This is a genomic window from Aquariibacter albus, from assembly GCF_014145335.1.
GTDB lineage: Bacteria > Pseudomonadota > Gammaproteobacteria > Burkholderiales > Burkholderiaceae_C > Aquariibacter > Aquariibacter albus.
This window is the reverse complement of the sequence record NZ_JACIVI010000001.1, coordinates 1204248-1215914: the sequence shown is the minus strand read 5'-3', so window position 1 is coordinate 1215914 and position 11667 is coordinate 1204248. Positions and strand designations below refer to the sequence as shown.

The window sequence follows — 11667 nt, the reverse complement described above, 5'->3', positions numbered from 1 at the left end:
CGCCGATCGGAAGCCCCATGGACATCCTCTACCTGCTGCTGCCGCTGTCCGTGCTGCTGGTGCTGGGCCTGATCGCGCTGTTCGCCTGGGCGCTGCACGGCGGCCAGTTCGACGACCTGGAACGCGAGGGCCTGCGCTTGATGGAGGCCCCCGACCCGCCCGCGCCCGCCGCGGCCAGGGCGCCCGAGGCCGCGAAGCCCCCCGCCCGATCGCCGGATCAGGACGGCGACTGAGGCCCATTTGTCGGTCGCGGCCCACGGGGCCGCAGCAAGCTTGATCCGGATCAAGCCGCGCCCGGGCCGGCCTCCGAACAATCGGTGCATCCGATTCGTAGGAGTGTCAGATGAGTGTCTCCCTGCCGGCCCCCGAGCCGGTGTACGACGATCGCCCGGTGCGCCTGTTCGCGCTGGCGACCGTGCTGTGGGGCGTGGTCGGCATGGCGGTGGGCGTCTTCATCGCCGCCCAGCTGGCCTGGCCCGCGCTGAACTTCGGCATCCCCTGGCTGAGCTACGGCCGCCTGCGTCCGCTGCACACCAATGCGGTGATCTTCGCCTTCGGCGGCTGCGCGCTGATGGCCACCTCCTTCCACGTGGTGCAGCGCACCAGCCGCACGCGGCTGTTCGCGCCCTGGCTGGCCGATGCGGTCTTCTGGGGCTGGCAGCTGGTCATCGTCGGTGCCGCGATCAGCCTGCCGCTGGGCTACACCAGCGGCAAGGAGTACGCCGAGCTGGAATGGCCGATCGACCTGCTGATCACCGGGGTCTGGGTGGCCTACGCCATCGTCTTCTTCGGCACCATCGCCAAGCGCAGCGTGCGCCACATCTATGTGGCGAACTGGTTCTTCGGCGCCTTCATCCTGGCGGTGGCCCTGCTGCACGTGGTCAACAGCGCGGCGCTGCCGGTGAGCTTCATGAAGAGCTACTCGGCCTATGCCGGCGTGCAGGACGCGATGGTGCAGTGGTGGTACGGCCATAACGCGGTCGGCTTCTTCCTGACCGCGGGCTTCCTGGGGATGATGTATTACTACATCCCGAAGCAGGCCGAGCGCCCGGTCTACAGCTACCGCCTGTCGATCGTGCACTTCTGGGCGCTGATCTTCACCTACATGTGGGCGGGCCCCCACCACCTGCACTACACCGCGCTGCCCGACTGGGCACAGAGCATCGGCATGGTCTTCAGCCTCGTGCTGCTGGCGCCGAGCTGGGGCGGGATGATCAACGGGATCATGACCCTCAGCGGGGCCTGGCACAAGCTGCGCGACGACCCGATCCTGAAGTTCCTGATCGTCAGCCTGTCCTTCTACGGCATGTCGACCTTCGAGGGTCCGATGATGTCGATCAAGACGGTCAACGCCCTGAGCCACTACACCGACTGGACGATCGGCCACGTGCACAGCGGTGCGCTGGGCTGGGTGGGCTTCATCACCATGGGCTCGATGTACTACCTGATCCCGCGCATGTTCGGCCGCAAGGCCATGTACAGCACGCGGGCCATCGAGCTGCACTTCTGGATCGCGACCCTGGGCATCGTGCTCTACATCGCGGCCATGTGGATCGCCGGCGTCATGCAGGGCCTGATGTGGCGTGCGGTGCATGCCGACGGCACCCTGGTCTACAGCTTCGTCGAGAGCGTGAAGGCCACCTTCCCCTTCTACGTGGTGCGCCTGGTGGGCGGCCTGATGTACCTCGGCGGCATGCTGCTGATGGCCTGGAATGTGGTGATGACCGTGCGCGCCGGCCGCGAGCCCGGCGCCGTGAACGCCCTGCCGGCCGCCCCGCAGGCAGCCCATGCCTGAGACCTGGAGGATCCGATGAGCAACACGCAACACGACACCCCGGTCAAGACCTTCAGCCATGAGCGCATCGAGACCAGCAGCTTCCTGATGGTCGTGCTGACCCTGCTGGTGCTGGCGGTCGGCGGCCTGGTCGAGATCGTTCCCCTGTTCTTCCAGCGCAGCACCACCCAGCCGGTCGAGGGCCTCAAGCCCTACACCGCGCTGCAGGTGCTGGGCCGCGACATCTATGTGCGCGAGGGTTGCTACAACTGCCACTCGCAGATGATCCGGCCCTTCCGCGCCGAGGTGCTGCGCTACGGCCCCTACTCGCAGGCCGGCGAGTTCGTCTACGACCGGCCCTTCCAGTGGGGCAGCAAGCGCACCGGCCCCGACCTGCACCGCGTGGGCGGCCGCTACTCGGACGAGTGGCACCGCATCCACCTGAACAATCCGCGCGACCTGGTCCCCGAGTCGAACATGCCGGCCTATCCCTGGCTGGCCACGGCGACGGTGGCGCCGGAAACCGTCGCGCCGCGCATGCAGGCCCTGCGCACCCTGGGCGCGCCCTACAGCGATGCCGAGATCGCCGGGGCCGCCGAGGCCGTCAAGGGCAAGACCGAGATCGAGGCGCTGATCGCCTACCTGCAGGTGCTCGGCACCGCAGTCAAGTGAGCCCCGCGGGAGAAGCACGATGGATGTGAACACCCTGCGCAGCGTGGTGACGCTGCTGTCCTTCCTGGCCTTCGCCTGGATCGTCTGGCAGGCCTGGCGCAAGAGCGCCCAGGCCGACCATGCCGCGGCCGCGGTCCTGCCCTTCGAGGACGAGCCGCTGCCGGCCGTCTCGAAGCCCTCGGCCCTGCCCACCGGAGCTGTGCAATGAGCGATTTCTTCACCCAGGGCTGGCATGTCTACATCGCCGCCGTGACCGTGGTGGGCCTGCTGGCCTGCCTGGTGCTGCTTTTCGTGGCCAGCCGCCGCACGGTGGTGCTCGGCCCCGACGGCCGCGAGGATCCGACCACCGGCCATGTGTGGGACGAGGATCTGCGCGAGCTCAACAACCCGCTGCCGCGCTGGTGGGTGATCCTGTTCGTGCTGACGGTGATCTTCGCCGGCGCCTACCTGACGCTCTTCCCTGGCCTCGGCAGCCGCAGCGGCACGCTGGGCTGGACCTCGGCCGGCGAGTACCGCAAGGAGCAGCAGGCCGAGCAGCAGAGCGTGGCGCCGATCTACGCGGCCTTCGATGCGAAATCGCCCGAGCAGCTGATCGACGATCCCTCGGCCCGCGCGCTGGGCGAGCGCCTCTTCCTCTCGAACTGCGCGCAGTGCCACGGCTCGGACGGCCGCGGCAGCAAGGGCTTCCCGAACCTGACCGATGGCGACTGGCTGTGGGGCGGCGCGCACGAGCGCATCGTCGAGACCATCACCGCCGGCCGCCAGGGCATGATGCCGCCGATGGCCGCCGCCGTGGGCGGGCCCGAGGAGATCCGCCAGGTCGCGCACTATGTGCTGAGCCTGTCGGGCAGCGCGCACAACAACATCGCCGCCCAGCTGGGCCGGGATCGCTTCGGCGCCTGCGCGGCCTGCCACGGCGCGAAGGGCGACGGCAATCCCATGCTGGGTGCGCCGCGGCTGAACGACAAGGTCTGGCTGCACGGCTGGGGCGAGGCGGCCATCACCCGCATGGTCACCGAAGGCAAGCACAACGTGATGCCGGCCTTCGGCCAGCGCCTGACGCCGAGCCAGATCCGCGTGCTGGCCGCCTATGTGGAAGGCCTGTCGGGCCGCAAGGCCGCCGCCCTGCAGGCTGCGGCACCGGGGACGCCATGAAGCCTGGCGAGCCCCTGCAGGCAGCGGCCGGCGGCACGCCGGCCCGCAAGACCATCTGGATGTATGCGGCGGGGCCGAAGATTCATCCGCGCACGGTGCGCGGATGGTTCGCCAGCTGGCGCTGGGTCATGGTCTGGTTCACCCAGCTGCTGTTCTACGGGCTGCCGTGGCTGACCTGGAACGGCCGCCCCGCATTGCTCTTCGACCTCGGCGCGCGACGCTTCTACATCTTCGACCTGCTGCTCTATCCGCAGGACTTCATCTACCTGACCGGCCTGCTGATCCTCTGCGCCTACGGCCTCTTCCTGTTCACCGCGGTCGCCGGCCGGCAATGGTGCGGCTACACCTGCCCGCAGACGGTCTACACCGAGATCTTCCTGTGGGTGGAGCGCCGCTTCGAGGGCGACCGCAGCGCGCGCCTGCGCCTGGATGCCAGCGGCTGGACCGCGGAGAAGCTGCTCAAGCGGGGCGGCAAACATGTGGCCTGGGCGGCCATCGGGCTGTGGACGGGCTTCAGTTTCGTGGGCTACTTCACACCCATCCGCACCCTCGCGGCCGAGGTGGCTGCCCTCTCGCTGGGGCCCTGGGAAACCTTCTGGGTGCTGTTCTACAGCGTCGCGACCTACGGCAACGCCGGCTTCCTGCGCGAACAGGTCTGCAAGTACATGTGCCCCTACGCGCGCTTCCAGAGCGCGATGTTCGACCATGACACGCTGATCGTCGGCTACGACGTGCACCGTGGCGAGCCGCGCACCGCCGGCCGCAAGGCGGCGGCGGCCGCCGGCAATGCGCCGGTCGGCGACTGCATCGACTGCGGGCTGTGCGTGCAGGTCTGCCCGACCGGCATCGACATCCGCCAGGGCCTGCAGTACGAGTGCATCTCCTGCGCCGCCTGCATCGACGCCTGCGACGGCGTGATGGACAAGCTCGGCCGGCCCAAGGGCCTGATCCGCTACGCCACCCAGCGCGGCCTGGAGGCCGGGGAGCGCGCAGCCCTGAGCCTGCGGTCCATCGTCCGGCCGCGGGTGCTGGTCTACGGCCTGGTGATGGTGCTGATCTCGGCGGCCTTCGTCACCAGCCTGGCCCTGCGGCCGCCGGTGCGGATGGACGTGGTCCGTGACCGCGGGGTGATGGCCCGCGAGGTGGAGGATGGCCTGGTCGAGAACGTCTACCGCCTGCAGCTGATGAACCTGACCGAGCTGCCGCAGCAGCTGCGCATCGAAGTCCGCGGCCTGCCCGGCCTGCAGGCCGAACTGCGCGGCGAGGCCCGACTCGGCCCGGCCGAGACCCGGCTGGTGCCGCTGGCCCTGCGCCTGCCGGCCGAGGCCGCGGCGGCCCTGGCCCGCGGCACGACGCTGCCGGTCACCCTGACCCTGGTCCGCGAGGCCGGCCCGGCCGGTGCCGAACGCCGTCTGGACGAGGCCACCACCTTCTATCTGCCGCGCTGAACCTCCGGGGCCGCGCCCAAGGATCCCACCATGCCCTCCCTCGCTTCCCCCGCCCGGCCGGAGCCGGCCGCCCCCGCCCCCTGGTGGCGCGAGCGCTTCATGTGGCTGGTGCTCGGCGGTCCGGCCCTCGTCGTCGTGGCCGGCCTCGGCACCGTGGTCATCGCCAGCCGTGGCGCCGACCTCGTGCTGCCGACGCAGCCCGCCGCCCTCGAGGGCCGTGCCACCCCCGCCCTGCAGGGGCGCAACCATGCCGCGACACCGCGGCCTGCGCCCGAGGCCGGCCGGTGAGGCGGCGTGGCCTGCTGGCCGGCGGCCTGCTGCCGGCCCTTTCGCTGCTGCCGTCCTGGACGGTGCAGGCTCAGCCCCTGAGCCTCGGAGAGCAGTTCGCGCTGCGCGCGCGCACCGGCGCGGCCCTGGGCCATTCCCTGGCCGAGGTCCTGGGCCTGAGCCATCTGGGGCTGCTGGTCAACGGCACGTCCATCTGCGCCGCACTGGCCAGTGCCACGGGCGCGGCCTTCCTGGACCGGCGGCCGGGTGGCAGCCTGCGGGTGGAGGCACTTGCGGCGGCCGAGGAGGCCGCGAGCGCTGTACACGCCCTGCGCGGCCAGGAGGGCATCGGCCTGCTCTTCGGCGGCCAGGCGGGCCACCGCGAGAACCTGCCCCTGGTGCGGGCCAGCCTGCAGGCGCTGCAGGCCGAGGATTACCGCGGCACCGTCTTTCTTCACCTGCGGCTCTGGTTGGCCGGACAGCTGACGCAGCTTGCGCAGGAGGATGCCGCGCTGGCCGACTGGCTGGCCGTCCATCCCCGGCTGGTGGCCCTGTCGGTCGATCCGAAGCATGACCGGTACGAGCTCCTGCGGGTCGGCCTGGACGACGGCCGCCAGGTCGTGCGTGAGCGGCTGGAACAGCGCACCATGGACCCGAGCTGGGCCCGCCTCTTCCGCCGGCTCTTTGATCCCGAAGCGCCCGCCTGAGGCCGGCGCCTGCGCTCAGCCGCAGGGCTCGACGCGCTGCCGCAGGGCCGGCAGGTCCAGCAGCTTCAGCTCGCGCTGCTGCACTTGGAGCAGGCCCTCGTCCTGCAGCTTGCTGAAGGTCCGGCTGACGGTTTCCAGGCTGAGGCCGAGGTAGCTGCCGATCTCCTCGCGCGTCATCCGCAGCCGCAGCGCCTGGGCGGCGTAGCCACGGGCCTGCAGGCGCTGGCTGAGGTTGAGCAGGAAGGCGGCCACCCGCTCCTCGGCCGTCATGCGGCCGAGCAGCAGCATCACGCCCTGGTCGCGCACGATCTCGCGGCTGAGGATGCGGTGGAACTGGTGGGCCAGCGGCGGCAGGTCGTGGGTGATGCGCTCGAGGTCGGCGTAGGCGATCTCGCAGACCTGGCTGTCCTCCAGCGCGATGGCGTCGCAGGCGTGGTGATCGCTGCCGATGCCGTCGAGGCCGAGCAACTCGCCGGCCATCTGGAAGCCCGTCACCTGCGCCCGGCCGCCCTCGGAGGCGACCACGGTCTTGAAGAAACCGCTGCGCACCGCGTAGAGGGCCCGGAAGCGCTCGCCGGCCTGGAACAGGGTCTGGCCGCGCGCCACGCGGCGGCGCCCGCCGACCAGGCCTTCGAGGCGTTCGAGGTCCTGGTCCTCGAGGCCGACGGGCAGGCAGAGCTCGCGCAGCTGGCAGCCGGAGCAGGCGGCTCGCAGCGCCGGCAGCGAGGGCGGCGGGTCCGCGGGCAGGGGCTTGGGGGAGAAGGGCAGGATCACGGCCATGTGGCGATTGTGCGCGTGCGTCCGTCCTTGCCAGGGCCCACGCCCGACTTGCGTTGCATCAAGCCGGCGCGGCACGCTGCGGGGCACAGTCGGCTCCTGGCAACCGGTTCCCGTCGGCGCCGCCGGGTCGCCGGCGGGCTCCTTCCCATCCTCTGCATGTCCAGCCCTCTCTTGCTCAGCCTGGCCACGGCCGCAGCCCTGCTCGGCCTGGCCGGCACGCCGCACTGCCTGGCGATGTGCACGGCGCCCTGTGCCGCGGCCCAGCGGGTGGCCGGCGGCGGACCCGCGGCCGCGCTGGGCTGGCAGGTCGGCCGCGGGCTGGCCTACACGCTGGCCGGCGCGGTGGCGGCCGGCGGCGCGGCTCCGCTGCAAACCCTGGTCGGGGGGCAGGGCTTCTTGCGTCCGCTGTTCCTGCTGATGCACCTGGCCACCCTGGCCCTGGGCCTGTGGCTGCTGCTGGCCGGCCGCTGGCCGGCGGTGCTGGAGGCCGGGCTGGAAGCCCTCAGCCAGGGCCTGCGCGGCTGCTTGCAGGCCCTGAGGCCCGCCGCGCGCGTGATCTGGCTGCAGCCGGCTGCGGCCGGCGCGCCGGGGCCGGCGTGCGGCGGCGCATCCCGCCTGGCCCGGGGCGCCTTGCTCGGCAGTGGCTGGATCCTGCTGCCCTGCGGCCTGCTGGCCTCGGCCCTCATGCTGGCCGTGCAGGCCCCCGGCCCGGCCGCGGGTGCCGTGGTGATGGCGGCCTTTGCCCTGGGCAGCGGTGGCGGCCTGGCTCTGCTGCCGCGCCTGCAGCGATCCGGTGCGGGCCAGCCCCGCGCCTGGGCGCAGCGACTGGCCCTGCGCTTGGCCGGTGCAGCCCTGCTGGCCAGCGGGGCGTGGCTGGTCTGGCAAGGGGGGCATTTCCCCGGGCGCGATCTGTGCTGAGCAGACTGCGCCCTTGTCGGGCCTGCGTCAGTCTGCTGCCTAAAATGCGACCGCGTTTTGCATGGCAGTGGCGGTCACCACCATTCGCTGCCCTCGACCCACCCCCTCATCACCGAGCGGAGATTTCCCCCCCATGTACCAGCACATCCAGGTGCCCGCGGGCGGCCAGAAGATCACGGTCAACCCCGACTTCTCGCTGAACGTTCCCGACCAGCCCATCATTCCCTACATCGAGGGCGATGGCACCGGTTTCGACATCACGCCGGTGATGATCAAGGTGGTCGACGCCGCCGTCGAGAAGAGCTACGGCGGCAAGCGCAAGATCCACTGGATGGAGATCTACGCCGGCGAGAAGTCGACCAAGGTCTACGGTCCGGACGTCTGGCTGCCGGAAGAGACCCTGCAGGTGCTCAAGGAGTACGTGGTCTCGATCAAGGGCCCGCTGACCACCCCGGTCGGCGGCGGCATCCGCAGCCTGAACGTGGCGCTGCGCCAGGAGCTGGACCTCTACGTCTGCCTGCGCCCCATCCAGTACTTCAAGGGCGTGCCCAGCCCGGTCAAGGAGCCGGAGAAGACCGACATGGTCATCTTCCGCGAGAACTCCGAGGACATCTACGCCGGCATCGAGTTCGAGGCCCAGAGCGAGAAGGCCAAGAAGCTCATCAAGATCCTGCAGGACGAATTCGGCGTCAAGAAGATCCGCTTCCCGGAGACCTCGGGCATCGGCATCAAGCCGGTCTCCAAGGAAGGCACCGAGCGCCTGGTGCGCAAGGCCATCCAGTACGCCATCGACAACGACAAGCCCAGCGTGACCATCGTGCACAAGGGCAACATCATGAAGTTCACCGAAGGTGGCTTCCGGGACTGGGGCTACGGCGTGGCCCAGGCCGAGTTCGGTGCGCAGCTGATCGACGGCGGCCCGTGGTGCAAGTTCAAGAACCCGAAGACCGGCAAGGACATCGTCGTCAAGGACGCGATTGCCGACGCCTTCCTGCAGCAGATCCTGCTGCGCCCGGCCGAGTACAGCGTCATCGCCACGCTGAACCTCAACGGTGACTACGTCTCCGACGCGCTGGCCGCGCAGGTCGGCGGCATCGGCATCGCCCCGGGGGCGAACCTGAGCGACAGCGTCGCCATGTTCGAGGCCACCCACGGCACCGCGCCCAAGTACGCCGGCAAGGACTACGTGAACCCCGGTTCGGAAATCCTCTCGGCCGAGATGATGCTGCGCCACATGGGCTGGTTCGAAGCGGCCGACCTGATCATCAGCAGCATGGAGAAGTCCATCCTGAGCAAGAAGGTCACGTACGACTTCGCCCGCCTGCTTGAAGGCGCGACCCAGGTCAGCTGCTCGGGTTTCGGGCAGGTGATGATCGACCACATGTAAATCGCTGCGTCCGGCGTCAGCCGACGCCGATCGCCCTTCAAGCCCCGGGTCCGCTGGTCGGACCCGGGGCTTTGTCTTTGGGGTGAGCGCGGGCTTGCGAGACGGTCCTGAGCCTTCGGCCGGGAAGGGTTCCTGCCGTTTCAGGCCGAAATGGAACGCCGCAGAACATTTTTTCGTGCGGGTTTCTACTGAGGTGGGCTGAACGCCTCGGGATTGCGAGCCTACGGCCTGGCGCTGTCGCCGCGAAGGCGGCAGGGCTGATTTCAGAAGCCCGTAGGAGATGACATGATCCAAACCCCCGCACAGCCGCAATCGGCGACCTTGCGAAAATTCATGCAGGCGTTTCTTTGCGCCGTGTTGAGCGTGAATATTGCCATACCGGTCCAGGCGGCCGATGCGCCGAAGGCTCCCGCCGGCAAAGTCGATGGCCAGTACATCCAGGCGAATGCTGCCCATACCCGGGAATGGCCGAGTTATGGTCTCGATTACGCCGAGACGCGTTTCAGCAAACTGAAGCAGATCCACGCCGGCAATGTCCGGGAGCTGGGGCTGGTGTGGTCCTATGACCTGGAGTCGACCCGCGGGGTCGAGGCCACGCCGCTGGTCGTGGATGGGGTGATGTACGTGACGGCCCCCTGGAGCGTGGTTCATGCCGTCGACGTGCGCACCGGCAAGCGCCTGTGGACCCACGACCCGAAGGTCGACCGCAGCCAGGCCTACAAGGGCTGCTGCGACGTCGTGAACCGCGGGGTTGCGCTGTGGCAGGGGCGGGTCTATGTCGCGGCCTACGACGGCCGTCTGATCGCGCTGGACGCCGCGAGCGGCAAGGTGCTGTGGGAGAAGGACACGCTGATCGACCGCAAGCGTTCGTACACCGTGACCGGTGCACCGCGCGTCTTCAAGGGCAAGGTGATCATCGGCAACGGGGGGGCGGAGTTCGGCGTGCGCGGCTACATCACCGCCTATGACGCGGTCAGCGGCGACCAGAAGTGGCGCTGGTTCACCGTGCCGGGGGATCCGAGCAAGCCCTTCGAGGATGAATCGATGGCCGCCGCAGCCAAGACCTGGGATCCGCGCGGCAAGTACTGGGAGTCCGGCGGGGGCGGTACGGTCTGGAACTCGATGGTCTTTGATCCAGAACTGAACCTGATGTATGTCGGGACGGGCAACGGCTCGCCGTGGTCCCACGCCAAACGCAGTCCGGCCGGTGGCGACAATCTCTACCTGGGCTCCATCGTCGCGCTCAATCCGGACACCGGAAAATATGTCTGGCATTACCAGGAGACGCCTGGCGACAACTGGGATTACACCTCCGTGCAGGATCTGATCCTGGCTGACCTGAAGATCGATGGCCAGCTTCGCAAGGTGGTCATGCATGCGCCGAAGAACGGCTTCTTCTTCGTCGTCGACCGGACCAACGGCAAGTTCATCTCCGCGAAGAACTTCGTCGACGTGAACTGGGCGAGCGGCTACGACAAGAAGGGCCGGCCCATCGAGGTGGCGGGCGCTCGCGATCGCAGCAAGCCCTACGACTCCGTGCCCGGCCCCTTCGGCGCGCACAACTGGCACAGCATGTCCTTCAACCCGGAGCTGGGGCTGGCCTACATCCCCGCGCAGAACGTGCCGCTGACCCTGGGCGAGGACCCCAGCTGGCAGAAGCACGGCTCCAACGTGGCGGGTCAGCCGATGAGCGGCACCGGCTGGAACACCGGGATGACGATCAACGCCCAGCCGCCCACCAGCAAGGCCTTCGGCCGCTTGATTGCCTGGGACCCCGTCCAGCAGAAGGAGGTCTGGCGCCAGGAACACGCGGCACCGTGGAACGGCGGAACGCTTACCACCGCCGGGGGCCTGGTCTTCCAGGGCACGGCGGACGGTCGCTTCGTGGCCTACCACGCCAAGACGGGCGAACGCCTGTGGGAATCGCCGACCGGCACCGGCGTGGTGGCCGCGCCGATCACCTACGAGGTCGACGGCAGGCAGTACGTCTCGATCGCCGTCGGCTGGGGGGGTGTCTTTGGTCTGTTCCAGCGCGCCACCGACCGCGCCACGCCCGGCACGGTCTACACCTTCGCCGTGGGCGGCAAGGCGGCCATGCCGGCCTTTGCCAAGTACCCGCTTGGCGATCTGGTGGCCGGCGTGAGCTACGACCCCGCCCATGTGCAGGAAGGCACGGCGCTCTACGTGAGCCATTGCGTGTTCTGCCATGGGGTGCCTGGTGTGGACCGCGGCGGCAACATCCCGAACCTCGGCTACTCCTCGCCGAAGATCCTGCGTCATCTCGACCGATGGGTCTTCAAGGGGCCGGCCATGGGCAAGGGCATGCCGGACTTCACCGGCAAGCTCACCCCGGAGCAGGTGGAGAAGATCAAGGCCTTCGTTCAGGGAACGGCCGATGCGATTCGGCCCAAGCCCTGAACAGGGCGGGCAGGGCTGCCTTCACACGCTGCGGATGCGGCCGAGCCCCGCGGTGCCCGCTGGGTGCCGCGGTCCGGTGCGTCGCGGCTTCGTGAGCGCCTGGCCCTGAAGCGGGCAGCGGTCCCGCCCCCGTCGCATGCG

At 69.5% G+C, this 11667-nt stretch carries 12 protein-coding genes; 11 read left to right on the top strand and 1 reads right to left on the bottom strand.

The genetic code is table 11. The features are described 5' to 3' along the window. The first annotated feature begins 17 nt into the window (after positions 1-17). From ccoS to H4F90_RS05400, 8 genes are all read left to right on the top strand, one after another. Positions 18-233 (top strand): cbb3-type cytochrome oxidase assembly protein CcoS, encoded by a 216-nt coding sequence (gene ccoS, locus H4F90_RS05435; protein WP_182662191.1) that lies wholly within the window; start codon positions 18-20, stop codon positions 231-233. Between the two features lie 110 nt (positions 234-343). Beyond that, positions 344-1795 (top strand): cytochrome-c oxidase, cbb3-type subunit I, encoded by a 1452-nt coding sequence (gene ccoN, locus H4F90_RS05430; protein WP_182662189.1) that lies wholly within the window; start codon positions 344-346, stop codon positions 1793-1795. A 15-nt stretch (positions 1796-1810) separates the two neighbouring features. Then, on the top strand, positions 1811-2446 hold the full coding sequence (gene ccoO / locus H4F90_RS05425; protein ID WP_182662187.1) for a cytochrome-c oxidase, cbb3-type subunit II: 636 nt from the start codon (positions 1811-1813) through the stop codon (positions 2444-2446). Positions 2447-2465: 19 nt separating this feature from the next. Beyond that, positions 2466-2654 carry a CcoQ/FixQ family Cbb3-type cytochrome c oxidase assembly chaperone gene (locus tag H4F90_RS05420; RefSeq protein WP_182662185.1) on the top strand — a complete coding sequence of 63 codons (189 nt, stop codon included), beginning with the start codon at positions 2466-2468 and terminating at the stop codon, positions 2652-2654. Beyond that, positions 2651-3601 (top strand): cytochrome-c oxidase, cbb3-type subunit III, encoded by a 951-nt coding sequence (gene ccoP, locus H4F90_RS05415; RefSeq protein WP_182662183.1) that lies wholly within the window; start codon positions 2651-2653, stop codon positions 3599-3601. The genes H4F90_RS05420 and ccoP overlap by 4 nt, the downstream gene beginning before the upstream one ends. Continuing rightward, positions 3598-5049, top strand: coding sequence for a cytochrome c oxidase accessory protein CcoG (ccoG, locus tag H4F90_RS05410; protein WP_182662181.1), 1452 nt, complete (start codon positions 3598-3600; stop codon positions 5047-5049). Before ccoP ends, ccoG begins: the two co-directional genes overlap by 4 nt. A gap of 30 nt (positions 5050-5079) precedes the next feature. Next, entirely contained in the window at positions 5080-5337 is a 258-nt protein-coding gene (locus H4F90_RS05405; protein ID WP_235971960.1) for a nitrogen fixation protein FixH, read from the top strand. Further along, complete coding sequence (locus H4F90_RS05400; RefSeq protein WP_182662179.1) at positions 5334-6023, top strand: hypothetical protein; 690 nt, start codon at positions 5334-5336, stop codon at positions 6021-6023. The genes H4F90_RS05405 and H4F90_RS05400 overlap by 4 nt, the downstream gene beginning before the upstream one ends. Before the next feature lie 15 nt (positions 6024-6038). Here H4F90_RS05400 and fnr read toward each other — a convergent pair whose 3' ends face one another. Then, the gene (fnr, locus tag H4F90_RS05395) at positions 6039-6803 is read right to left on the bottom strand and encodes a fumarate/nitrate reduction transcriptional regulator Fnr (protein WP_182662177.1); all 765 of its coding nucleotides are present in this window, start codon (positions 6801-6803) and stop codon (positions 6039-6041) included. Positions 6804-6959: 156 nt separating this feature from the next. On the opposite strand from fnr, the gene H4F90_RS05390 reads away from it, so the two are divergent. The 3 genes from H4F90_RS05390 to H4F90_RS05380 all read left to right on the top strand — a co-directional run bounded on the left by H4F90_RS05390 (position 6960) and on the right by H4F90_RS05380 (position 11526). Further along, on the top strand, positions 6960-7721 hold the full coding sequence (locus H4F90_RS05390; RefSeq protein WP_182662175.1) for an urease accessory protein UreH domain-containing protein: 762 nt from the start codon (positions 6960-6962) through the stop codon (positions 7719-7721). A 133-nt stretch (positions 7722-7854) separates the two neighbouring features. After that, the gene (icd, locus tag H4F90_RS05385; RefSeq protein WP_182662173.1) at positions 7855-9108 is read left to right on the top strand and encodes an NADP-dependent isocitrate dehydrogenase; all 1254 of its coding nucleotides are present in this window, start codon (positions 7855-7857) and stop codon (positions 9106-9108) included. A 333-nt stretch (positions 9109-9441) separates the two neighbouring features. After that, complete coding sequence (locus H4F90_RS05380; protein ID WP_235972062.1) at positions 9442-11526, top strand: PQQ-dependent dehydrogenase, methanol/ethanol family; 2085 nt, start codon at positions 9442-9444, stop codon at positions 11524-11526. Positions 11527-11667: the final 141 nt, after the last annotated feature.

Bases quoted from the DNA above. Each gene is read 5' to 3' on its own strand.
- ccoG (WP_182662181.1), top strand. From the start codon at position 3,598: ATGAAGCCTGGCGAGCCCCTGCAGGCAGCGGCCGGCGGCACGCCGGCC.
- fnr (WP_182662177.1), bottom strand. From the start codon at position 6,803: ATGGCCGTGATCCTGCCCTTCTCCCCCAAGCCCCTGCCCGCGGACCCG.
- H4F90_RS05380 (WP_235972062.1), top strand. From the start codon at position 9,442: ATGCAGGCGTTTCTTTGCGCCGTGTTGAGCGTGAATATTGCCATACCG.
- ccoS (WP_182662191.1), top strand. From the start codon at position 18: ATGGACATCCTCTACCTGCTGCTGCCGCTGTCCGTGCTGCTGGTGCTG.
- H4F90_RS05405 (WP_235971960.1), top strand. From the start codon at position 5,080: ATGCCCTCCCTCGCTTCCCCCGCCCGGCCGGAGCCGGCCGCCCCCGCC.
- H4F90_RS05420 (WP_182662185.1), top strand. From the start codon at position 2,466: ATGGATGTGAACACCCTGCGCAGCGTGGTGACGCTGCTGTCCTTCCTG.
- H4F90_RS05390 (WP_182662175.1), top strand. From the start codon at position 6,960: ATGTCCAGCCCTCTCTTGCTCAGCCTGGCCACGGCCGCAGCCCTGCTC.
- ccoN (WP_182662189.1), top strand. From the start codon at position 344: ATGAGTGTCTCCCTGCCGGCCCCCGAGCCGGTGTACGACGATCGCCCG.
- ccoO (WP_182662187.1), top strand. From the start codon at position 1,811: ATGAGCAACACGCAACACGACACCCCGGTCAAGACCTTCAGCCATGAG.
- ccoP (WP_182662183.1), top strand. From the start codon at position 2,651: ATGAGCGATTTCTTCACCCAGGGCTGGCATGTCTACATCGCCGCCGTG.
- icd (WP_182662173.1), top strand. From the start codon at position 7,855: ATGTACCAGCACATCCAGGTGCCCGCGGGCGGCCAGAAGATCACGGTC.